We start from the raw sequence: 22,145 nt of genomic DNA, 5'->3' as shown, positions 1-22,145 counted from the left end.
CGGGTTCCGCTGCGCTCCACCCGTGGCTACACTCCCGCGCCCCTCCGGGGCGAAAACCAAGTCGCCCCTTCGGATCGAAGAGCCGCCGCGACAACCGCGGGTTCCGCTATATTGGCGACATGACCCCGCCGGACGATCCCGCCCCCCGCCGCGAGCGGTGGCCGGCGCTCCTTCAACAGTCCGCCAAGCCGCTGTTCGTGCTCTACCGCACGCGGCGCATCCGGTTCGTCAACGCCGCGTGGGAACAACTCACCAAGACCGCCGCCGCCGACGCCGTCGGCCGGGCGTGCGTGCGGTCCGGGAAGATCGAGCCGCTGTTCCGCGCCCTCTCGCCGCCGCCGGACGCCGTCGCCGGACAGGTCGTCCGCGTCCGCCGCCCCGCCCCGCCGGCGAAGGCCGGACCGCCGTGGTGGGACATCACGTTCGTTCCGCTGACCGCCGCCGACGGCGCGAGCGGGTTCATAGGCGTCATCGACGTGGTGCAGCCGCAGCCGGCGGTTCCCGCGAAGAAGCTGCCCGCCGCCGTCGCCGCCGCCCGCGACCGGCACGCCGCCGCGTTCAACTTCGACCGGCTCGCGAGCGACACCCCGGCCGGCGAGCGGCTGTTGAACCAACTCCGGCTCGCGGCGCAGACGACGGCCCCGGTCTGGATCGTCGGCGAACCCGGCGGCGGCAAGGAGAAGGCCGCCCGCGTCGTCCACCACAACTCGCCGCTCCGCGAGCGGGCGTTCCTGGCGTGCGACTGCGCCGGACTTCAGCCGTACCTGATCGACGCACTTCTGTTCGGCCACGGCGGCCTGGCCGCGAGCGGGAAGGTCGGCACGCTGTTGCTGAAGTCGCCGGCCGCGCTTCCCCGCGACCTGCAACAGCGACTCGCGGACTGGGTGCGGACCGCACCGCACCCGCCGCGGTTGATTTGTTCTTCGACGAACACGGCGGCCGTGGACGTGGCGGCGGGCCGGCTGCGGGAGGAATTTCAGACCGATTTTTCCGTGCTGGAACTGCATCTACCGCCGCTGCGGGACCGACTCGACGACCTGCCGCTGATCGTCGCGCAGTTATCGGTGAGCGTGTCGCCGGACGTGTTCCCGGTGCTGCGGGCCTACCCGTGGCCGATGAACTTCCGCGAACTCGTCGAGACGCTGACGGCCGCCGCCGTGCGCGCGGGTGACACCCCGGTGTCAGTGGCGCACCTGCCGCGGTACGTGCGGGAGCGGGCGTTGATCGCGGCGAACCCGGCCCCGCCGCCGGAGCGGAAGTTGAACTTGGACGAGGTTCTCACGGCCGTGGAGAAGCGGCTGATCGCGATGGCGCTGCGGCGGGCGAACGGCAACCAGACGGAGGCGGCGGCGTTGCTCGGCGTGTTCCGCACCCGCCTCGGCCGCCGGATCGAGGCGCTGGGCATCGGGCCGGTTCAGGCCCCGCCGCCCGCCCAGTCGCGGGGCTTGAGCCAGTAGTCGGTCAGCTCCGCCTCCGGCGTCCCGGCCGCGGGCCGGTAGTCGTACACGTACCGCACCACCGGCGGCAGGCTCATCAGGATGCTCTCGACCCGGCCGTTCGTCCGCAGCCCGAACGTCGTGCCGCGGTCGTACACGAGGTTGAACTCGACGTACCGCCCGCGGCGGTACTCCTGGAACGCCCGCTGCTCCGGCGTCCACGCCAGCCCCCGCCGCCGCTCCACGATCGGGACGTAGCTCTCCAAAAACGCATCCCCCGCGTCGCGGACGAACGCGAACACGGTGTCGCGGTCCGCGCCGGTCCCGAGGTAGTCGAAGAAGATGCCGCCGACGCCGCGGGGTTCGTTCCGGTGCTTGAGGAAGAAGTACTCGTCGCAGTCGTGCTTCATCTTCGCGTGGTTCGCGACGGCCGCATGCTTGTCGCACACCGCCTTCCACGTGCGGTGGAAGTGGACGACATCTTCCTTGAAGGGGTAGTACGGGGTGAGGTCGCCGCCGCCGCCGAACCACGCGGCGTCGCCCTTCGTCAGGAACCGGAAGTTCGCGTGGACCGTCGGCACGAGCGGGCTGCGGGGGTGCAGCACGAGCGACACCCCGGCGGCGGTGAACCGCGTCCCGTCGCCGGGCAGGTGCTTCGCGAACTGCGGGTCCATCTCGCCGAACACTTCGGAGAAGTTGACGCCGGCCTTCTCGAACACGTTGCCGTTCTCGAGGACGCGAGACCGCCCGCCGCCGCCGCCGTCGCGGTCCCAGGCGTCCTCGCGGAACGCCGTGCCGTCGAGGGCCGACAGCCGGTCGCAGATGCGGTCCTGCAAACCGCGGAAGTAATCGACGGCTTGCAAGCGGTGGGTTTCGATGGCGGTCACTTCTTCTTCGCCGCCTCCGGCTCCAGGATCAGCCACACCTTCGACGTGATTTGCGGAATCTTTTCCGTCCGCGCCTCGTAGATCAGGAAGGCGTCGTCCTTTGTCACCTGGACCGGCAGGTCGAGCATCGCGTCGTAGTCGTTGGACAGCCCGAGCACGACGCCGTTGTTCGCGCTGTAGAACGGCGGCGCGTTCGGCGCGTCCGGGTTCTTGATGAACCGCCCGCCGGCGAACACCCAGTCGTCGGTCATCGGCTTCTTCGTCTTCTTGTTCGTCACCCACTCCTGGGCCGCGTGCGTGTGGGCCTTGCCGTCCTTCGTGTAGTGGACGGTCGCCTTGATGACCGGCCCGGTCGCGGCCTTGTAGTCGTCCTCCATCGTCTTCGGGTTCACGAACTGCACCGGCGTGCCGACCTTCGCCCCGGCCGCTTCGAGGGCCGCGTGGATGAACCGCGCGTCCTGGGAAATTCGCAGAATCGACTCGTGCTCCTTCGTCCCCTTCTTGGTGACGAAGACTTCGAGCGGCCCCTCGCGGAGGCAGACTTCCGCGACGACCAGGACGCGGCGGGAGCCGTCCGGCTTCTTCTCCAGGTACAGCGACTTGTCCGGCTGGAGGGCGGTGAGTTCGGACTTCGCGTCGGCCTTCGGGGCCGGCGGCAGCTCCTCGCCCTTCGGCGGCTCCTGTTGCGCGAACAGCGGCGGGCCGACGGCGGCGAGAACGAGCGCGAGCAACGTGCGGGTCATGGGTTCTCCTCGTGCGGATATGGTATCGCGTCGGCCGGGGAAATGCACGATGCGTGCCGACATAGTAGTAGGCACACTCCGTGTGCCGTCTCCTTCATGCCGCGGGGAGTTCGCCCGAGTCTCCGCGGCCGACAGCAGACGGCACACGGAGTGTGCCTCTACTACTATGTGCCCACCGGCGTCCACATTCTGCCCACGTCACACGGCCGCGAGCCGGTCGCGGTACAACTGCTCGTCGTCCGCGCCGAAGCAGCAGAACGTCACCTGCTTCGGCACGTCGTTGGCCGCCAGCCACTCCAGCACGGCGTCCACGGCGATGGCGCACGCCGCCGCCTTCGGGTAGCCGTACACGCCGGTCGAGACGCACGGGAACGCCACGGACGCCACCCCGAGTTCCTTCGCCAGCTTCAGGCTCTCGACGTAGCACGACCGCAACAGGTCCGGCTCCCCGGACCGGCCGTCGGCGTACACCGGGCCGACGGTGTGGATGACGTGCTTCGCCGGCAGCCGGTAGCCGCGGGTGGCCTTCGCCCGCCCGGTCCGGCAGCCGTCGAGCGCGCGGCACGCGGCGAGCAACTCCGGCCCGGCCGCCCGGTGGATCGCGCCGTCCACCCCGCCGCCGCCGAGTAGCGACTCGTTCGCCGCGTTGACGATGGCGTCCACGGCCAGCTTCGTGATGTCGCCGCGCACCACGTGGACGCGGCCGAGGATTTGGGAAGAAAGGAACATGGAAAAACCCGTCAACGGGCGAGTAAGGTCGAAGGCACGTCGTACATCGCATCCTTCGGCTTCGGCAGGCCGAGGAAGTGCGACACGATCGCGGCCGTGTGCTGCGGCGTGACGCCCTCCGTGAGTCGGCCGTGCGCGACGCCGGGGCCGAACACCATCAGCGGGACGTGGCGGTCGTATAGGTGCGGGGTGCCGTGGCTGGTCCCCTTCGCCTTCAGCGGGTCGCCGATCAGGTGGTACGGCTTCAGCACGACGTACACGTCCCCGGCCCGGTCCGGCACGAACGACCGCTGCACCAGCCGCAACTGCTCGCTCGGGTTCGCGGTCGTCGCGATCTCGTCGGCCGTGTACGCCGTCTGGATGCCCGGCTGCCGCTTCAGCCAGTCGGCCAGCTCCTTCGCCACCACCTTGCGGTCCAGGTTCTTCGCCTCCACCTGCCGGGCATTCAGGTAAATCCACGGCGCGGGCACGGCCTCGATCCACAGCCCGGCCTTGCCCTTCGACGCCTTGGCCTCGTCGCCGAGGTCCTCGGCCTTCTCCTCCGGGCCGACCGGCTTGCCGAACTTCGCCCGGAGCATCGACTCGGCCCCGACCATCAGCTTGACGACGCTCACCCGCGTCGCGTCCTTCGCCTCCGGGAGCGTCGCGGCGGCGACCTCCGGCAGCGGGCAGACGCCGTGGTCGGCGGAGATCGTCACCGAGTAGTTGCCGACGCCGACGGTCGCGTCCAGGTAGTCCAGCAGGTTCGCCAGCACGTCGTCGGACCGCAGCGTCACGTCCAGCACCTCCTGCGAGTCCGGGCCGAACGTGTGGCCGATCAGGTCGTTCGACGAGAAGCTGACGACGAGCAGGTCCGGCGCGTCGTCCTGCCCCAGCCGCTCGGCCTGGATGCACGTCCGCGCGAACGCGAGGAGCAGCTCGTTGCCCATCGGCGAGTTCGCGAGCGCGTCGTAGTACTCCTTCTGAACCTTGTCCTTGCCGCCGGTCATCTTGTGCGGGAACGTGGTCGTCCGGCCGTTCGCGCTGCTCTCCGCCTTCACGTCGTCCGGGCCGCTGTACGCGGCGTAGTTCAGCCCCGGCCGCGCCTTCTCCCAGGGCCTGTTGAACCACCGCTCGGCCAGCCCGGAGGCGTTGAACGCGGCCACCCAGTACGGCACGGCGTCCGTGTAGTACGTGGACGTGACGAACTTGCCGGTGAACCAGAACACGCCGTCCGGCTTCTTGCCGCACGGCAGGATGGCGGACCGGTCCTTCAGCGACAGGCCGAACACCTTGCCCGCCGGGTGCGTCCGCTTCAGCACGTCCGCGACCGTCTCGGCGAGCATCCGGTCCGGGTTGCCGACGGCCTTCGGCTTCTTCGCCGTCTCGTCCTGCTTGGCGCTCGTCGTCGGGGCGGCCGGCGGCGGGGCGGGGACGAACTCGTACCGGTCGGACCCGGCGCAGTACACCTGCTGGGCGGCGGCGCGGTCGTACCACTCGTTGTTGATGATGCCGGTCTTGTCGAGCGTCGCCCCGCTGAGGATCGCGGCGTGCCCCGGCCCGGTGCTGGTGCTCGCGTAGGGGTAGTAGCAGTTCGCGAACCACGCCCCGCCGTTCTGGACCCGCTGGAACCCGCGGGCCCCGAACAGCGGCCGCCACTTCTCGACGAAGTCGCCCCGCATCTGGTCGAACACGAGGACGACGGCGAGCTTGACCGGCAGCTTGCCGGCGGCGGCGTCCTCGGCGCGGGTGTGGCGGGTCGGCCGCACGGCCGCGACGAGCACGGCGAGGGCGAAGACGGAGGCGAGGAGCGTGACGCGGGGCATGGGGAGGGGTCTCAAAGTAGTAGGCACACTCCGTGTGCCGTCTCCTTCCCGTCGCGGAGGCCGGCACGGAGTTGGTGGTAACCCAGAGTAGTAGGCACACTCCGTGTGCCGTCTCGTTCATGCGCCCGGCGAGTTCGCCCGAGTCGCCGCGGCCGACAGCAGACGGCACACGGAGTGTGCCTACTACTATCAGCCCAGGAACCATTTCATCAATTCCCAGCCCGGATCAAAGCTCCGCGGGCCGTTCGACGCGGAAACTTCATCGTAACTACTCTGCCCGCCCGCCGGGACGCCCGTGCCGGCCGCGGCGAACGCGACCGCGCCGTAGGCGTGGGCGCGCGTCTTTAGCGTCGTCCGGTGGTCCGGTTCCACCAGGATGCGCCAGTCGCCGTGCTTCGGCAGGGCCTCCAGGAGCGGCCCGACGATGTGCTCGTCGATCCGCTCGAGCGCCTTCACCTTCTCGTCCGCCTTCCCCTCGTGCGACGCCTCGTCCGGGGCCTCGACGTGGACGCACACCAGGTCGTAATCTTTCAACGCCGCGACGCCGTACCGCCCCTTCGCGGCGTAGTCGGTGTCGAGGTAGCCGGTCGCGCCGGGCACGTCGATCCGCCCCCAGCCGATGAGCTGCCCGACGCCGCGGACGAGGTCCACGGCCGAGATGATCGCCCCGCGCTTGCCGTAGAGTTCCTGGAACGGTCGAACCACCGGGGCCTTCCCCTGGCCCCACAGCCACACCTGCGTCGCCGGCTTTTTCCCCTCGGCGATCCGCTTCTGGTTCACGGGGTGATTCGCGAGGATCGGCTTGCTCGCCTCCATCAGCTCCTTCAGAATCTCGCCGCCCGGCCCCTGGGGAAGGTACTTCTCGACCGGTTGGTCCGGCACGTCGTGCGGGGCCTGCGTTTTCAATCCGACGAACGGGGCCTCGCTCGACTTGCCGCGCCAGACGAGGATGTTGCGGTACTGCACGCCGGGGTGGAACTCGAGGACGCCGCCGGCGACTTCCTTCCCGCCGAGGTGCTTGTGCAGCTCGCGGATCAGCGGCCCGCCGTCTTCGCTGGAGATGTGCCCGGCGGTGAAGTCCCGCATGTGGCCGTCCGGCACGTGGACGAGGTTGCACCGGATCGCCCAGTCGTTCGGCCCGAGCGTGATGCCCATCGCGGCGGTTTCGAGCGGGGCGCGGCCGGTGTAGACCTTGAGCGGGTCGTACCCGAACAGCGAGAGGGTGGCCACGTCCGACGCCGGGGTGAGCGTCGGCGGGACGTTGTTCGACAGCCCGACGAGGCCGAGCTTCGCGACGCGGTCCATGTTCGGGATGTTCGCGGCCTGCAGCGGCGTGCGGCCGCCGAGCGCGGCCACCGGTTCGTCGGCGCACCCGTCCGGGATGATGATGGCGTACTTCATGCGGGGAATTGTAAGAACCGCCGCCGTTCTTGCGACCGGTCAGGCCGCGGTCGGGAGGCGGTTCCCCGGCCGGACGACGGCCGACGCGGAGTTGCGGACAATGCGATCGACGACGTACAGCGGCCGGCCGCGGACCTCGGCGTGCATCTGGCCGAGGTACGTGCCGATTACGCCGAGCGCCAGGAACTGCCCGCCGGACAGGAAGAGCATCAGTGCCGCGAGCAACCCGGTGACGGGAAGGGGGCCGTTCGCCCATGCGTACAAAGCGGCCACGAGGGTGATGAGCGCCGCGAGCAGGCACAGCCCGCCGACGCGCAGGGCGAGCGTCAGCGGCCGCGTCGAGAACCCGGTGACGCCGGCGCACGCGAGGGCGGCCAGCCGGCGGAAGTTGTAGTTCGACTTCCCCGCCGCCCGCGGCTGACGGTGGTAGTCGAACGGGACCTGCTTGTACCCCAGCCAGCTCACGAGGCCGCGGACGTACCGCTGGCGTTCCGGCATCGCCAAGAGGCCGTCCACGACGCGGCGTGACAGGAGGCGGAAGTCCCCCGCGTCCGGCGGGATCGGCACGTCCGCCAGCCACACGAGGCCGCGGTAGTAGGCGTGCGACGCGACCCGCTTCAACCACGGCTCGCCGGCGCGGGAGGTACGGCGGCCGTACACCACGTCCGCCCCTTCCCGCCGCATGACGGCGAGCATCTCGGGGAGAAGCTCCGGCGGGTCTTGCAGGTCGGCGTCGATCACCAGCACGGCCTCGCCGGAGCACTCGCTCAGCCCGGCCGACAGCGCCGGCTGGTGGCCGTAGTTGCGGGACAGGTTGACGCACACCAGCCGCGGGTCGAACGACGCGAGTTCGCACATCACCTGCCAGGTGCCGTCGCGGGACCCGTCGTTGACGAGGACGATCTCGTAGTCCGTGTGGAGCCGCGCGCACGCGGCCGTCAGCCGCTCGTACAGGGCGGGCAGGACGGCCTGCTCGTTGAAGCACGGCACGACCACGGACACCGGGGTGCTGATTCGCATGGCGGTACGGAGTACCGCGTTTGAACGAACGCCGTCAAGGGGAACCGCGCTACAGGAGCACGTCCGCAGCGAACCCCTTCCACCCGCGGCCGTACCGCGCGTAGTTCCCGGCCAGCAGTTCCCGCACGGCCGGGACGACCCGCCCGAACCGCCCGCCCTCGTGCATCCGCTGCCGGACGCGCATGAACGCCGCCTTGTTCCGGACGTGCCCCAACAACTCCGGGTCGCGCAACCGACCGGGGAATTGGTTCAGCCGGTGAAGGGCCGCGTCGAAACAAACAGCCGCCTTCGCGAGGTCCGCCGCGGCGCGCCGCCGGGCCGACCGGACCTGCCGCCCGACGCCGCGCGGCTCGATGCCGATCTGCTGCTGCGGGTGGACGCGGTAGCGCGTCAGCGGCTCCGGCAGGAACCGCACGCCCGTGACGGCCGCCGTCGCGAACGCGACCCAGGCGTCGTGGTCCCACGCCGGCGGGAACGGTTGCAGCACTCCCCGCAAGTCGGCGCGGAACGCCATCCCGGCCCCGGTGACGGTGTTGCCGCGCAGCCACAGCCGCGGGCCGAAGCCGGCCTCCGCTTCCGCCCGCATCGCCGGGGTGAACGGAACCTCAGACCACATCCGCCGGCCAAGCGGCTTCCCGTCCGCGTCGATCAGGTCGAGGTCGGCCGCCACCAGTCCGATTCTCCAGTCGGCCAGCGCCGCGTCGAACCGGGCGAGCTTCTCCGGCAACCACTCGTCGTCCTGGTCGCACAGCGCGATCGCGTCCCCGGTGCAGAGCGCGACGGCCCGGTCGAAGTTCCGCGTCGGGCCGAGCGTCGTCGGGTTGCCGTGAACGTGAACCGGGAACGGGGCCGTCGCCCGGAAGCGTTCGAGAATGCCGACGGTGTCGTCGGTAGAGGCGTCATCGCACGCGACCAACTCGTCCGGCAGCCGGGTCTGGGCGGCGACCGACGCGAGCTGGGCGGCGAGGTACTTGCCGCCGTTGAACGTGGCCAGCGCCACCGACCACCGCATGACCGCCTCCGGGCCGTGAGGAGGGTCATGATACCGCGCGGGCGGCCGAGAAATGGCCGAGCCTCCGGGGCGGGCCGTGAGGCCGCGTCACCCGGAGGCTCGCCGTGAGGGTCGTGACAGTTCCGGAGGCCGGACTCGAACCAGCATCGCCGCGTTCAAAGCGCGGGGTCCTACCGTTGGACGACTCCGAAGCAGTTGGGAGTTGATGGTTGGTAGTTGATAGTCCGAAGCAGGGAGCGAGACCGATTGCGGCTTCGGACTACCAACTACCAACCATCAACTCCCAACTATTCCAGTACGGGGAGAAGGATTCGAACCTTCACCGGCGGATTCAGAGTCCGCGGGCCTACCGTTAGCCGATCCCCGTGTTTGGAGCGCGGACCGCGGATCGCGGAACGCGGAATGGAAACCCGCCACCCTGGACCGGTTTTGCATTCCACACTCCGCGTTCCGAGTTCCGCGATCGAAGCAGTGGTGGCTGGATTCGAACCAGCATCCGACTCTTTAACAGAGAGCCGCCTTACCGTTAGGCCACACCACTGTGAGCAAAAAAGCACCGACGGCCGAGCGTCCCAGGTCGGGAGGCTCGGCCGTCGTGCGGTGTGCGACGATTGGCGCGGGACTACCCGATGGGAGGTTGGTCGAACTGGCTCGTGCGTTGATTCCACATGGCCGGACCCCGTTGGTGTGCGAATAGGACGCGGGCGAACGCCGCGAGGTTCGCGACTTGCCGGGAAATTATTCCAAATCCCAGAACACGACGGTCCCGCCGCGGACGGCGGCCATCGCGGTGAGGCCGTCCGGCGCGACAGCGAGCACCCGCGGCCACGCCCGCTGGAACTGCCAGCTGGTCCGCACCCGGCCGGTGGCCGTGTCGCGGAGTTCGACCGTCGCCCCGGCCCCGCGGCAGAGGAACGCCGACCCGTCCGGCAGGAACGCGACCGGCAGCGGATCGACCGGCGGCGTGCCGACGGCCGGCAGCCGATGCCGCGGCCGGAGCGTGGGGAGGTGGCCGTAGCGCTGGTCGTGGAGCGTCGCCGCGGACGGGCCGAGAAGGGTTTCGCGAACGGTCTCTAACAGGCTGCGGCGACGCGGCTCGCGAGTCGGTGCGACGAGTGAACCGAGGTCAGACCCGTTGCAGATCGTGAGTTCGCGATTGCTGCTAAGGGCGAGCCAATCGGCGGACTGGCGGAAGTGTGGCCCGTTCGGATTGAAGATGAACTGGTTGGGCGAATCCACCCTCGCGATTAACCGGCCCTTACTCCGGTCAACAATCACAAGTACGAAATCTTCTCCGCGTACCCGCATCTCGAATCCGATGTGTATGTGTTCATCAATAAGCCCAAAGCAATAAAAGACGTGGGTAGGATCGGGGCGGGGGAACGCATTCCAATTTATTTCGTAGGCGTGAATGTCATAACCGTAGGTTTCTCCCTCGTTCGGGAGCCGCAGGGTGCGCCGGGACTGGGAACAGTGTAAAGTGATCGTCTCATCAAGCCCGAACCGGCCGTGATGAATGTATTCGTTGCTGTGGACGTGTATCTCCCGCGGCCGATCCCCCTCGAACGACACTACGACGGCCCCCGGATTCGCGGCGAGCAGCCATCGGCCGTCCTCGCGGAATTGAAGCCGGGAATAGTTCCCACGAAATTCTAGCTTCACCCGCCCGTCGAATGGGTCACACAGGAGCAAGCCGCCCCGCTGTGCCACCGCCAGCGTCTGCCCGTCCGGGCTGAGCGCGAGGTCGGCGACGGGCTGCGTCCGCGGCAAGACGAGTTGACGCATGGCGGACGCTCGGAGATGCGGTCGTCATTTCGCACTTTTCATTTCACACTTTGCACTGGTCCGAAATGATCGAACCAATGCAAAAATGCGAAATGAAAAATGCAAAATGGATAACCCCTACTTCACCAAATACTCGAACTTCTCGCGGAACTGCTCGGGCGTCAGTTTCACCACGTCGGCCAGCTTCTTCAGCTTCGTCGCGTCCGTGAAGTCCGTCGGCTCCAGCCGGATCATGTACCGGCGGGCGCACTCGTAGTTCTCGCTCGTCACGTCCACCAGCCGCGGCCGCATCCGCAGCGTCTGCGGGTCGATCATGTCCTCGAACTTCAGCGGCACCATCTTCCCGCCGACGAAGCTCACGATCGCCCCGAACTGCTCCGCGTCCTTGGACATCAGGAACTTCACCGCCCCGTACCCCAGGTTCCGCGTGTACTCGGCGTCGAACGGGATCGGGTCGGCGCACCGCAGCTCGTACCCCATGTCCTTGTCGATGATCGTCACCTTCACGCCGAGTTCCTTCAGCCGCTTGTTCACCCGGTTCTTGATGAGCCGGCCGAACTCGATCTCGCCCAGCCGCAGGTGGCCGTGGTCGTCCCGCTCGACCTCGCCGTACCGGCTCAGCTCGTCGCCGAGCGCGGCCTTCAGCCCGTCCTCGCCGATGTTCTCGAGCAACCCCTCGGACAGGATCGCGAGGCCGTACTTCTTGCCCTGCGCTCGCCGCTTGAGCATCGCGCCGATGACGAGGTCGCAGACGTGGTCCAGGGTGATCTTCTTGCCGCCGAACTCTTCGGAGATGATCGTGATCGCGGACGCCGACGCCTTGCCGATGCCGAGGGCGAGGTGGCCCGCGGCGCGGCCCATGCTGATGATGATGTACCACCGGCCGGTCGTCTTCGCATCTTCGTGCAAACTGCGGGCGAGGCCGACGCCGTGGTGGCGGGCCGTCTCGAACCCGAAGGTGGGGATGCCGGGGGGGAGGGGCAAGTCGTTGTCGATCGTCTTCGGGACGTGAACGCACTTGATTTTGCCGCCGGCCCGTTTATACACCTGGCTCCCACTAAATGCGGTGTCGTCGCCGCCGACGGTGACCAGGTAGCCGACGCCCATCTTGTCGAACGCGGCGAGGACGTTGGCCATGTCCGCGTCCTTCTTCGCCGGGTTCGTGCGGGCGGTGCCGAGCATCGACCCGCCGCGGGTGTAGTACTGGGCGACCTCGGCGATGGTCAGCGGCTTCACCCGCCCGGTGTCGCCGTTGATGAGGTCGGAGAACCCGTCGCGGACGCCGTACACGTCGAGGCCCTGGTTGATGGCCTCGATGGTGACGGACGAGATGACGCCGTTGATGCCGGGGGCGGGACCGCCGCCGACCACGATCGCCAACCGACCCCGGGACGCCGTATTGCTCATGGACAGACTGCCTCAACATGTTGCGAGAGGATGGACCGAGGAAAGTTTCGGACTCTCGCGGCGCATTTCAAGGGGCGCGGCCGTCGCGCTGCTGGTGGCGCTGGCCGGCTGCCACCTCGTCCAGCGGGAACGGAACTGCGCCCCCGCGTGCCCGGAGGCGTTCTGCGAGAACACCAACGGCGGGCCGTACTTCGCCCCGCCGCCGGACGTGTTCCAGGCGCTCGCCGACCGGCTCCAGGCGAACGCCCCGCCGCCGAACCCGGCGAACAAGAAGTACAACGTGCTGGCCATCTCCGGCGGCGGCAAGTACGGGGCGTACTCCGTCGGCGTGCTGACCGGGTGGACGGCCGCCGGCAACCGGCCGACGTTCGACGTGGTCACCGGCGTCAGCACCGGGTCGCTCGTCGCCCTGTTCGCGTTCCTCGGCCCGCAGTACGACGGCGTGCTGGAGCGGTACTACCTGAACGCGACGGAGCGGGACATCTACCGCCGCAAGCCGATCCTCGTCGCGCTGTTGACCAGCTCGTTCGCGTCCAACGCCCCGCTCCGGCAGGGCATCCGGGAGGCCGTGTCGGACGAGGTCGTCGCCGACCTGGCGGCGGCGCACGCATCGGGCCGGCGGCTGCTCCTCGGCACGACGAACCTGGACACGAAGCGGCTGGCCGTCTGGGACGTGGGGGCGATCGCCGCGTCCGACCGGCCGGACCGCCGGGAGCTGATCTGCAAAATCCTGGTGGCGGCGACGGCCGTGCCCGGCCAGTTCCCGCCGGAGAAGTTCGACGTGACGATCAACGGGAAGACGTACACCGAGCTGCACGTGGACGGCGGCGTGTCGAGCGAGGTGTTCATCCGGCTGGCGCACCTGAACATCCCGCAAGAGCAGTTGGCGGCCGGCCCGCGGCCGCTGGCCGGGTCGAACATCTACACGATCATTTCCGGGAAGGTGTACGCCGACCCGAAGTGCGTGACCCCGACGCTGTTGGGCATCCTCGGCAACTCGGTGTCGTCGCTCATCTCCGCGATGACGCAGAACGACCTGATCCGCATCTACACGCTGTCGCTGCTCACCGGGATGAACTTCCAGTTCACGGCCCTGCGGCAGGACTACCAGGACGCGAGCGGCGGGGCGCTGTCGTTCGACCCGGCCGAGCAGCGGAAGCTGTACGCCGAGGGCTACCGGGTCGGCCTCCAGGGCGGCGTCGGCGACGGGTGGCGGACGCAGCCGCCGGCCGTGCTGCGGAACGAGCAGGCCGTCCCGCGGACCGGGACGGAGTTCGCCGGGCCGTACCTGCCGCGGTGACGGCGGGCCTTCCGGCCCCCACGTCCGTAATCTGGGGAGGGGAGAACCCACCCGTCACGAGGCCCGCGCCATGCGCCGCCGCACGTTCGTCGCCGTCGCGGGGACGGCCGCCCTCGCCCGCGCCGCCGAGAGGCCCCGGATCAAGGTCGGGCAGATCGGCGTCGGCCACGCCCACGCCACGAAGCTCGCCGCCTACCGCGTTTCGCCGGACTACGAGGTCGTCGGCGTCGTCGAGCCGGACGCGGAGTTGCGTAAGCGCGCCGAGAACCTGCCCGCCTACCGCGGCCTGCCGTGGCTCACCCGCGACCAGCTGCTCGCCACGCCGGGGTTGCAGGCCGTCCTCGTCGAAACGCACGTCCGCGACCTCTTGGACAACGCGGAGGCGTGCGTCGCGGCCGGCAAGCACGTCCACATCGACAAGCCGGCCGGCGAGTCGCTCCCGCAGTTCCGCCGCATCCTGGACGCCGCCGCGGGGCAGAAGCTGCTCGTGCAGATGGGGTACATGTACCGGTACAACCCGGCCGTCGTGCTGCTCCGCGAGTTCTTGAAAAACGGCTGGCTCGGCGACGTGTTCGAGGTCCACGCCGTCATGAGCAAGGTGATCGACGCGGCCGGCCGCAAGCCGCTCGCCGCGTTCAAGGGCGGGATGATGTTCGAACTCGGCTGCCACGTCCTGGACCTCGTCCTCGGCGTCCTCGGCCCGCCGAAGGAGGTCGTCGGGTTCCACCGGCACACGTCGCCGCTCGCCGACGGGCTGCTCGACAACACACTCGCCGTGCTGGCGTACCCGAAGGCCACGGCCACGGTCCGCTCGACCGCCCTGGAGGTCGAGGGCGGCGACCGGCGGCACCTCGTCGTGTGCGGGACGGAAGGCACGTTCCACGTTCAGCCGCTCGACAACCCGGCCGCGCGGGTGGCCCTGGCGAAGCCCCGCGGGGCGTACAAGAAGGGCGTGCAAGAGGTGAAGTTCCCGAAGTACGTCCGGTACGTGGACGACGCGGCCGACATGGCCCGCGTCGTCCGCGGCGAGAAGGCGACCGACTTCCCCTACGCCCACGACCGCGCCGTGCAGGAGACGCTGCTGCGGGCGTGCGGGATGCCGCTCGACGGCTGATACACTTCCTTCATGGCCCTCTCAATGTCGATCCAAATCTTCGTGGACGCCGACGCCTGCCCGGTCAAGGACGAGGCCGCCCGCGTGGCGACGCGGTACGGCGTGCCGGTCACGTTCGTCAGCAACAACGGGCTGCGGCCGATCGTCGGGCCTACCGTGCAACAGGTCGTGGTCGCGGCCGGGGCGGACGCGGCGGACGATTGGATCGTCGAACGGGCGGCGGCCGGCGACATCGTCGTCACCGCCGACATCCCGCTCGCCGCCCGGTGCTTGGAGAAGGGCTGCCGGGTGCTGAACCCGACGGGAGAAGCGTTCACCGCCGACACGATCGGGTCGGCGCTCGCGATGCGCGACCTCAACGCTTATTTGCGGGACGCGGGGGAGATCAAGGGGGCGAACCCGAGCTTCTCGAAGAAGGACCGGTCGCGGTTCCTGCAGGCGCTCGACCTGGCGCTTCAGCGGGCGAGGTAGGGCGGGTCAAGGCTTTGCGCCGACCCGCCGGGGGAACACAACCACATCGGAGATACGCTCAACAGCCTGGGTCGCGGCGGGTCGGCGCAAAGCCTTGACCCGCCCTACGAGGCCGCGACCGGGCGGGCTTACCGGACGAAGTCGAACAGGCTCGGTGGGACGAGCGACGCGGCCACGTTCAGCGTCGCCTGGTACGCGGCCTCCTCCTGCTTCATCCGCACCACGGCGTCCGCGAAGTCGGTCACCTCCAGGTCGTTCGTCCGGGCGTTCGCGGCCAGCCTCATGTCCTGCAGCCGGGTCGTCACCGCGTCCAGCCCGCTCAGGGCCGCCGACTGCGTGCCGATCGCCTCGCCGAGGGCGGTCCGGGCGGCATCGACCTCGGCCAGCCGCTGGCCGACGGCGGCGGTCTTCTGGGAGTCGGTCAGGGTGGTGTCGCGGAACGTGTCGCGGAGCTGGATGAGCGCGCGGAAGGCGTCCGCGCCGGCCTGCTGGAAGACGGCCGGGCCGGCCGCCCGCGTTTCGACGGCCTGCCCGCCGCCGAGCGGCGTCTGGGCAGGGGTGGCCGATCCGTCATATGTGACTGCGGTCGGCCGCCCCTGTCCATTCGTGCCACTCACCCGGTACGGCGGCGTCGTGGTCGCGTCGCCGCCGAACAGGTAGTCCCCGTCGTATTGCGCGTTCGCCGATTCCAGGAACCGGTCGATCAGCGAGTCCACTTCCAGCGCCAGCCCCTCGAAGGCGGCGGGGTCGGTCCCGGCGTCGGCCCCGGTAATGGCGAGTTGCTTCGCCCGCGTCAAGACCTGGTTGCCGTCGAGCAGGGCGGACACGGACGCATTCAGCCCGCCGGTCGCCTCGGCGGCGACCTCCAGCGTGGCCGCGAACGCCCGGCCGGCCGCCTTCGCCTGCGTCAGGGCCGCGAACGCGATCGGGTCGTCGGACGCGGCCTTGACCTTCGTGCCGGACGCGACCTGGTCCTGGAACTTCGCCTGCGCCGCCGACTGCCGCCGGAGGTTCGCGATCGTCGCGGCCGTCTGCGCCTGGGCGGTGACTCGGATATTCATGAAGGTCAGAGGTCAGAGGTCAGAGGTCAGAGGTCAGAGGTCAGAAGTCAGAAGTCAGCAAAGACTTTATCGAAGGAATCCGGTTTTTAGTTTCCTGACCTCTGACCTCGGCTTACCGCACGATGTTCACGATCTCGTCGAGGGCCTCGTTCACGACGCCCATGTACCGGGCGGCCGACTCGATCATCCGCTGGAAGTCGAGCAGCTTCACCACTTCCTCGTTCACGTCCACGCCGCCGACGGCCTGCTCCTGGGCGAACAGGTTCTGCACGATGTTCGTCTGCGTCGTCTGCCGGTCGTCCAGGGCGCGGATGCCCGTGCCGACGGTCGCGGCGATGTCGGACGCCTCCTGGCTGAAGGACCGCGGGCCGAACGCCGGGGCCGACCGCAGCGCGGCGAGCCGTTGCAGGTTCGACGTGTCGCCGGGCTGCCCGTTGCGGCCGACGGCGACGAGGGCGGGGTTCGCCGCCACCTCCGGGCGGACGCGGATGCTCGTGGCGCTCGTCCCGGCGAACAGGCCGCCGACGCCGAGGCCGGAGAGGACGTTGGCGGTGTCCGCCGTCCCCTCGGCCGGGGTGGCGAAGCTGCCGCCGGTCAGCGTGCCGGCGGACAGCCGGACGGACAGGCCGTTGCCGACGGCCAGCGGCGCGCCGGGCGTGTACCCGTCGCCGACGTTCAGCGTGTTGACGACGGCGTTCGCCGCGTCGCGGACTTCGAGCTGAAGCCCGGCCGTGGTGCCGACCGTGCCGCCGCCGACGACGTTGAAGGTAAAGTTCTCGCTGCCGGTCCCGTCGAGCGCGCCGTCGAGCGTCGGCGTGCTGGTCCCGGTCAGGGCGTTCGTCGGCGGGGTCGTCGGCACGCGGCCGGCGAAGTCGAACGCGAACCCGGCGGCCGCCTGGAACCGCAGGACGTTGGCCGGCGTGTCCACCGTGGCCGTCACCTGCCCGCCGGTCCCGGCGGTGATCGCGGCGGCCACGTCGTTGAGGCTCTGCGTCGCCGGGTCGATGGCGATGTCCGCGTTCGTCCGGCCGCCGGTCGCCGTGTTCGTGAGGCTGATCGTCAGCCGGCCGTTCTGAATTGGGAGGTCCAGGTTCTGCGTCGCGAGCGGGGCGGCCGGGTCGGCCACCGGCCGGGTGCCGACGAGTTGCGTCAGCGGGCCGGTCGTGCCGAGGCCGGTGGCCTGGGCCTGGTCCAGCTTGCCGACGAACTGCCGGGCGAGGTCGTCCAGCCGGCCCTGCGTCGCGGGGAGTTCGACGTTGTACGTCTCGAGCAGCCCGCCGACCGCGCCGCCGTCGAACCGGACCGGGGCGGTCGTCCCGGCGACGCGGACCTCGATCCGCGCGGCCGCGTTCGTGGCGGCCTCGAATTGCGTGCCGGTGCTGCCGACCACGACGGCCGTGTCCCGGCCGATCAAGTTCACCACGCCGAACGGCTGCTCGACGATCCGGAAATCGACCTTCCGGGACAGGTCGTCCACGAGCTGGTCCCGCTGGTCGCGGAGTTCGTTCGCCGTCCCGCCGCGGATTTCGACGCCGTATATCCGGGCGTTCAGGTCGGCGATCCGGGTGGTCAGGCCGTTGACCTGGTCGATTTCCTGGCCGATCCGCCCGCCCACGTCGGCCCGGAGCTGGCCGATCTCGGTCCCGACCGCGTTGAACCGGCCGGCGAGTTCGCCGGCGGCGGCGAGGAACTCCCGGCGGGCGGCCGTGTCGGCCGGCCGCGACCCGAGCCGGTCGAGCTTGGTGAACACGTCCGCGATCCCGCTGCCGATGTCGCTCGGCGACTGGCCGAGGGCGGCCTCGACCTGCCGGTGAACGTCGAGTCGGGCGGCGGTGGCGGCCTCTTCGCTGTTCCCGCGGAGGATGGCGGACCGCAGCGGCGGGCTGTCGAACCGGGAGATGCGGACCACGTCCACGCCGGTCCCCTGCCCGGCCGTCTCGCGGTTGGAAAGCACGACGCCCTGGCGGCGGTAGCCGGGGGTGGTGGCGTTGGCGATGTTCTGGCCGGTGACCGCCAGCCCGCGCTGGCCGGCCGCGAGGGCCGCCGTGCCGATGGTGAGGGCGTTCATGGGTGGGGTTCAGCCGGTGGTCTGGAGGCGGCCGCCGGTCGGGCCGTAACGGGTGGAAGACGCCTCGGGGGTCGTCAGGCCGGACAGCACCCCGCGGAAGTAGGATCGAAGGGTCTGCACGAGATTTGCGTTCGCCCGCTGAAGTTCGACCACCTCGCCGAGCGCCGCCCGGAGGTCGTCCCGCACGGCGCGAAGTTCCCGCCCCGGCGCGAGCGGCAGCCGGTCGGCGATGTCCCCGAGGGCCGGATTCTGTGGCGACAGGCCGAGGGAGATTGCTAGTTCGGCGGCGACTTGGGCGCGGGCCTGGGATGCTTCGCGGAGGTCGGCGGCGAGTTGCTCCTGCTGCGGCCGGGCGGCGTCGAGGGCTTTCAGGTCGCCCTGCCGCAGCGCGTGGTGGACGGCGGTGAGGCACTCCTTGCTGACGTGCAGGAGCGATTCCTCATGGCGAAGGTGGCCGAGCAGCCGCTCGGTCAACTGCTGGTGGCTGGGGGCGGGGCTGGGAGGCATGGTCTGGAGGTTGTAGTTGTCGTTCGATGACGGCCGCGAGGCCGACGCCGCCGGCGTCCGCCAGGTGCTGGCTGAGGAACAGGTCGAACATGCCGCCCTGCACGTCGCCGGCGTCGCCGGGGAACAGGCCGCCGTCCTCCTCGTCGAGCGTCTGCCGCATTTCCTTCAGCAGCATGCCGAGGAACGTGGCCTCGAACTCGCGGGCCGTCTGCGCGACCTTGGTGGCCGCGGGAACCTTAGCACCGCCCCCCGTGGCGGTGGCGGCGGGGGCGGCGAAGGGGGGCAAGAATGAGGACGTTGGGGTCATGGGTTTCAGGAGTTGAGATGGAATTTCAGGTTCCAGCAAACCTTCGATTCGAGCCGTGGCATAGTAGTAGGCACACTCCGTGTGCCGTTTGCTGTGGGTCGCAGCGACCCGGACGTACTCGCCGACCCGCCGAGGGGTTCGCACGCTGTCCGGTATCGGCGGCCGCGACTCGGGCGAACTCGCCGACACGCCGAGGAGACGGCACACGGAGTGTGCCTACTACTATGGTCGGCCGCGGTGACTCGCACGAACTCCCCGCGGCGGGAAGGAAACGGCACACGGAGTGTGCCTGCTACTATGACTGTCACAGGATCACCAACTCCGCGTGCAGCGCGCCGGCCTGTTTCAGCGCCTGGAAGATCGAGATCAAGTCCCGCGGCGTCACCCCGAGCGCGTTCAGCGACCGGGCCAGGTCGGCCACCGTCGTCGCCTTCGGGACCGGCACGAGGCGGCTCCGCTGCTCGGCCGCGCCCACGGCCGTCCGCGGGACCGCGGCCGTCGTCCCGCCCGCCAGCGGGGCCGGCTGCGACACCAGCGGCGCTTCCGCCACGGACAGGAACAGGTTGCCGTGCGCGATGGCCGTCGCCGAGATCGTCACGTTCTCGCCGGTCACGATCGTCCCCGTCCGCTCGTTGATGACCACCCGCGCCGGCACGTCCGGCTTCACTTCGAGCAGCCCGACCTCCGCCAGGAACTGAAGCGGCGTCTTCGTAATGTCCATGCCCGGATCGAGGTCCACCGACCCGGCGTCCACGGCGAGGGCGGACAAGGGATGCCGCGCGTTGATCGCCTTCGCGATCAGCCGGGCGGTGTTGAAGTCGGGGTCCTTCAGCAGCAACTGCGACCGGCCGCGGCAGACGTAGCTGCCGGGCGCTTCCTTTTCGATCACGCCGCCGTTCGGGATGCGGCCGGTGTTGAGCTGGTTCTTCTGGATGCCCGCGGCCGCGCCGCCGATGGCGAACCCGCCGACCGACAGCGGCCCCTGGGCGGTGGCGTACACTTGCCCGTCGGACCCCTTCAGCGGCGTGAACACGAGCGTGCCGCCCTGTAGGCTCCGGGCGTCGTCGAGGGCCGAGACGGTCACGTCGAGCCGGCCGCCGACCCGCGCGAACGGGCCGATGTCCGCGACGACCATGACGGCCGAGATGCTGGTCGAGCGGATGACCGCGTCCGACGGCGACTGGCTGAAGATTTGCGCCGACACGCCGAACCGCTGGAGCATGTCCACGGCGATCTGCTGCGTGAACGTGCTCCGGCTGCCCGTGCCGTCCAACCCGACGACGAGGCCGAAGCCCACGAGCTGGTTGCTCCGCGCGCCGCCGATCTCGGTGATGTCCTTGATCCGCACCTGCGCCGACGCGGTCGTCGCGGCCGCGAGAAGAATCGAGATTGAAAGCAGACTCTTCATTTCAATAGCCCAGCCAATTAGCCACAGATGAGCACCGATAAACACGGATCAAAACTAAATCATGATTTGGTTTTCATCTGTGTTCTCTGTGTTCATCTGTGGCTAATTCATTTTCCCACTACCACGGCCAGGCGCGGTTGACGAGCCGGCCGAGGTAGTTCTGGTTCACCGTCCGGGTCGCCGGGCCGCGGCCGAGGTAGCTCACCTTCAGGTTCGCGATGCTCGACGACTGCACCACGTTGCCGTTGCCGATGTCCTGCTGGCGGACGATGCCGGTCATCCGCAGCACCCGCTCCTCCGTCGAGACGACCCGGCTGCGGTAGCCCTCGATCACGAGGTTGCCGTTCGGCATGATGTCCACGACGGTCGCCGCGATCCGGTCCTGGAAGACGCGGTTGCTCGTCAGCTGCGCCGCGCCGTTGAACCGGCGGCGGAAGGCGTTCGTGAAGTTCAGGAACGACGTCCCGCCGACGTTCGCGGTCCCGTTCGCGTTGCTGTTCTTGTCGAGGGCCCGCTGCTCCCGCTCGTTCGTGTTCGTCGTCTCGTTGACGATGATGGTGACGATGTCGCCGACGTTCCGGGCGCGGTTGTCCTGGAACAGGAACGCCTGCCGCGGGTCGCGGCGCTGCCAGATGTCGTCGGCGGCGATCGGCACGGCGGCCGCGAGGGCCAGCGGAAGGACGAGCAGCCAGCGGGTCATGGGGGGCCTCCGAGTTCGACCTCGACCACCCCGGCCGCGGACACGCGGCCGGTCACGGCCTTCTTCGTGACCGCGTTCTGAACCTTAATCGTCTCGCCGGCCCGCCCGTCTTGCAGGGATTCCCCGGTCGCTTCCAACGTCATCGCCCCTTGCCGGACGACTAGCCGCACGGGCTGGCGGGCCTTTACGAGTATCGGCTCGACCTTCGTGGCCTTCACGTCGAAGTGGACCGGGTGCGCCAGCTTCGTCTCGCCGTTGATTTTGATCGTTACGTCCATCTGCACGCGGCCGGGCTTCACCGTCGCGGCGTGCGGCACGGCGGAAATGCCGATCGCGTCAGCGTCCACGATTTCCGGCAGCTTCACCGCGAGCGGCAGGGCGAGCGAGACCGCCAGCCCGTCGCCGTTCTCCGGGAACTGCGCGAGCAGCGCCTTCTTCGCCGCCGAGATCACGTCGTCCGCGGGAACCGTCTTCTTCGCGACGGCGACGGTGACCGATTCCGCCCCGCCGACGAGCACGTCGGCCGTCGTGTACCCGGCCAGTTGCAGGCGAATCTCGATCTGCCGCCGGGAGACGGTGACGGCCGCGTCTTTCTTCGTTCGCTCGAACAGATCGACGGCCGCGAGTTTCGCGCGGAGCTTGTCGTCGCCGCCGTGTAGCTTCGCGACCTGGCCGAGGGTGACGACCGGCGTGCCGGCCGCCGCCTTCGCCGGCAGCACGACGACGACCGCCTCGCCGGCCGACGCGGCATTCGTGAGGAAGAAGAGAACGAGGGCTGCCCATCCCCCACGACGGCCCTTCCTGTTCCCTCCCCCCTTGGGGGGGAGGGCTAGGGAGGGGGGTGGGCTTCCCGCCGCGGACGCGACCCTCACCGCGGGAGGAAGGTCGGGGGGGGGGGGGGGGGGGGGGGGCGGCCCGGGCGGGGGGGGGGGGGGCGGGGGGGGGGGCCCCCGCGGGGGGGGGGGGGGGGGGCGGGGGGGCGGC

Annotated in this window: 20 protein-coding genes and 3 tRNA genes; 4 read left to right on the top strand and 19 right to left on the bottom strand. The window is 69.7% G+C overall.

What is annotated here, in order from left to right:
- The first annotated feature begins 119 nt into the window (after positions 1 to 119).
- The gene (locus AC5JJ2_RS11875) at positions 120 to 1,457 is read left to right on the top strand and encodes a sigma 54-interacting transcriptional regulator (RefSeq protein WP_495858199.1); all 1,338 of its coding nucleotides are present in this window, start codon (positions 120 to 122) and stop codon (positions 1,455 to 1,457) included.
- On the opposite strand, the gene hemF is transcribed toward AC5JJ2_RS11875, so the two are convergent.
- The 12 genes from hemF to pfp all read right to left on the bottom strand — a co-directional run bounded on the left by hemF (position 1,415) and on the right by pfp (position 12,225).
- Complete coding sequence (gene hemF / locus AC5JJ2_RS11870; RefSeq protein ID WP_495858198.1) at positions 1,415 to 2,323, bottom strand: oxygen-dependent coproporphyrinogen oxidase; 909 nt, start codon at positions 2,321 to 2,323, stop codon at positions 1,415 to 1,417. The genes AC5JJ2_RS11875 and hemF overlap by 43 nt on opposite strands.
- The gene (locus AC5JJ2_RS11865) at positions 2,320 to 3,066 is read right to left on the bottom strand and encodes a YdjY domain-containing protein (RefSeq protein ID WP_495858197.1); all 747 of its coding nucleotides are present in this window, start codon (positions 3,064 to 3,066) and stop codon (positions 2,320 to 2,322) included. Before AC5JJ2_RS11865 ends, hemF begins: the two co-directional genes overlap by 4 nt.
- A gap of 198 nt (positions 3,067 to 3,264) precedes the next feature.
- On the bottom strand, positions 3,265 to 3,795 hold the full coding sequence (locus AC5JJ2_RS11860; protein ID WP_495858196.1) for an O-acetyl-ADP-ribose deacetylase: 531 nt from the start codon (positions 3,793 to 3,795) through the stop codon (positions 3,265 to 3,267).
- 11 nt (positions 3,796 to 3,806) lie between these two features.
- Positions 3,807 to 5,600, bottom strand: coding sequence for an alkaline phosphatase family protein (locus AC5JJ2_RS11855; protein ID WP_495858195.1), 1,794 nt, complete (start codon positions 5,598 to 5,600; stop codon positions 3,807 to 3,809).
- A gap of 189 nt (positions 5,601 to 5,789) precedes the next feature.
- Positions 5,790 to 7,001: a cofactor-independent phosphoglycerate mutase gene (locus tag AC5JJ2_RS11850; RefSeq protein ID WP_495858194.1), complete on the bottom strand. Its 1,212-nt coding sequence runs from the start codon at positions 6,999 to 7,001 to the stop codon at positions 5,790 to 5,792.
- A 39-nt stretch (positions 7,002 to 7,040) separates the two neighbouring features.
- A complete protein-coding gene (locus AC5JJ2_RS11845) occupies positions 7,041 to 8,021 on the bottom strand; it encodes a glycosyltransferase family 2 protein (RefSeq protein ID WP_495858193.1) in 981 nt (326 codons plus the stop codon).
- 49 nt (positions 8,022 to 8,070) lie between these two features.
- Positions 8,071 to 9,033: a glycosyltransferase family 2 protein gene (locus AC5JJ2_RS11840; protein WP_495858192.1), complete on the bottom strand. Its 963-nt coding sequence runs from the start codon at positions 9,031 to 9,033 to the stop codon at positions 8,071 to 8,073.
- Between the two features lie 120 nt (positions 9,034 to 9,153).
- Positions 9,154 to 9,224: transfer RNA gene (locus AC5JJ2_RS11835), tRNA-Gln, on the bottom strand.
- Between the two features lie 105 nt (positions 9,225 to 9,329).
- A tRNA-Gln gene (locus AC5JJ2_RS11830) sits at positions 9,330 to 9,400 on the bottom strand.
- Positions 9,401 to 9,502: 102 nt separating this feature from the next.
- Positions 9,503 to 9,574: transfer RNA gene (locus AC5JJ2_RS11825), tRNA-Asn, on the bottom strand.
- Positions 9,575 to 9,771: 197 nt separating this feature from the next.
- The gene (locus AC5JJ2_RS11820) at positions 9,772 to 10,272 is read right to left on the bottom strand and encodes a hypothetical protein (protein ID WP_495858191.1); all 501 of its coding nucleotides are present in this window, start codon (positions 10,270 to 10,272) and stop codon (positions 9,772 to 9,774) included.
- 663 nt (positions 10,273 to 10,935) lie between these two features.
- On the bottom strand, positions 10,936 to 12,225 hold the full coding sequence (gene pfp, locus AC5JJ2_RS11815; protein ID WP_495858190.1) for a diphosphate--fructose-6-phosphate 1-phosphotransferase: 1,290 nt from the start codon (positions 12,223 to 12,225) through the stop codon (positions 10,936 to 10,938).
- Here pfp and AC5JJ2_RS11810 point away from each other — a divergent pair.
- From AC5JJ2_RS11810 to AC5JJ2_RS11800, 3 genes are all read left to right on the top strand, one after another.
- Positions 12,224 to 13,525 carry a patatin-like phospholipase family protein gene (locus AC5JJ2_RS11810; RefSeq protein WP_495858189.1) on the top strand — a complete coding sequence of 434 codons (1,302 nt, stop codon included), beginning with the start codon at positions 12,224 to 12,226 and terminating at the stop codon, positions 13,523 to 13,525. The two genes, pfp and AC5JJ2_RS11810, sit on opposite strands and share 2 nt — an antisense overlap.
- Before the next feature lie 70 nt (positions 13,526 to 13,595).
- Positions 13,596 to 14,639 (top strand): Gfo/Idh/MocA family protein, encoded by a 1,044-nt coding sequence (locus AC5JJ2_RS11805; RefSeq protein WP_495858188.1) that lies wholly within the window; start codon positions 13,596 to 13,598, stop codon positions 14,637 to 14,639.
- Positions 14,640 to 14,651: 12 nt separating this feature from the next.
- The gene (locus AC5JJ2_RS11800) at positions 14,652 to 15,110 is read left to right on the top strand and encodes a YaiI/YqxD family protein (protein ID WP_495858187.1); all 459 of its coding nucleotides are present in this window, start codon (positions 14,652 to 14,654) and stop codon (positions 15,108 to 15,110) included.
- Positions 15,111 to 15,238: 128 nt separating this feature from the next.
- Here AC5JJ2_RS11800 and AC5JJ2_RS11795 read toward each other — a convergent pair whose 3' ends face one another.
- The 7 genes from AC5JJ2_RS11795 to AC5JJ2_RS11765 form a co-directional block, all read right to left on the bottom strand.
- Positions 15,239 to 16,171 (bottom strand): flagellin N-terminal helical domain-containing protein, encoded by a 933-nt coding sequence (locus AC5JJ2_RS11795; protein WP_495858186.1) that lies wholly within the window; start codon positions 16,169 to 16,171, stop codon positions 15,239 to 15,241.
- A gap of 112 nt (positions 16,172 to 16,283) precedes the next feature.
- Positions 16,284 to 18,239, bottom strand: coding sequence for a flagellar hook-associated protein FlgK (gene flgK, locus AC5JJ2_RS11790; protein WP_495858185.1), 1,956 nt, complete (start codon positions 18,237 to 18,239; stop codon positions 16,284 to 16,286).
- A gap of 9 nt (positions 18,240 to 18,248) precedes the next feature.
- Positions 18,249 to 18,746 (bottom strand): flagellar protein FlgN, encoded by a 498-nt coding sequence (locus AC5JJ2_RS11785; RefSeq protein ID WP_495858184.1) that lies wholly within the window; start codon positions 18,744 to 18,746, stop codon positions 18,249 to 18,251.
- Entirely contained in the window at positions 18,679 to 19,032 is a 354-nt protein-coding gene (locus AC5JJ2_RS11780) for a rod-binding protein (RefSeq protein WP_495858183.1), read from the bottom strand. Before AC5JJ2_RS11780 ends, AC5JJ2_RS11785 begins: the two co-directional genes overlap by 68 nt.
- Positions 19,033 to 19,357: 325 nt before the next feature.
- Positions 19,358 to 20,461: a flagellar basal body P-ring protein FlgI gene (locus AC5JJ2_RS11775; RefSeq protein ID WP_495858182.1), complete on the bottom strand. Its 1,104-nt coding sequence runs from the start codon at positions 20,459 to 20,461 to the stop codon at positions 19,358 to 19,360.
- A 118-nt stretch (positions 20,462 to 20,579) separates the two neighbouring features.
- Complete coding sequence (locus AC5JJ2_RS11770) at positions 20,580 to 21,161, bottom strand: flagellar basal body L-ring protein FlgH (protein ID WP_495858181.1); 582 nt, start codon at positions 21,159 to 21,161, stop codon at positions 20,580 to 20,582.
- Positions 21,158 to 21,880, bottom strand: coding sequence for a flagella basal body P-ring formation protein FlgA (locus AC5JJ2_RS11765; protein WP_495858180.1), 723 nt, complete (start codon positions 21,878 to 21,880; stop codon positions 21,158 to 21,160). Before AC5JJ2_RS11765 ends, AC5JJ2_RS11770 begins: the two co-directional genes overlap by 4 nt.
- Positions 21,881 to 22,145 lie beyond the last annotated feature (265 nt).

Source organism: Limnoglobus sp., from assembly GCF_059499385.1.
This window is presented reverse-complemented; position numbering and strand designations above follow the sequence as displayed.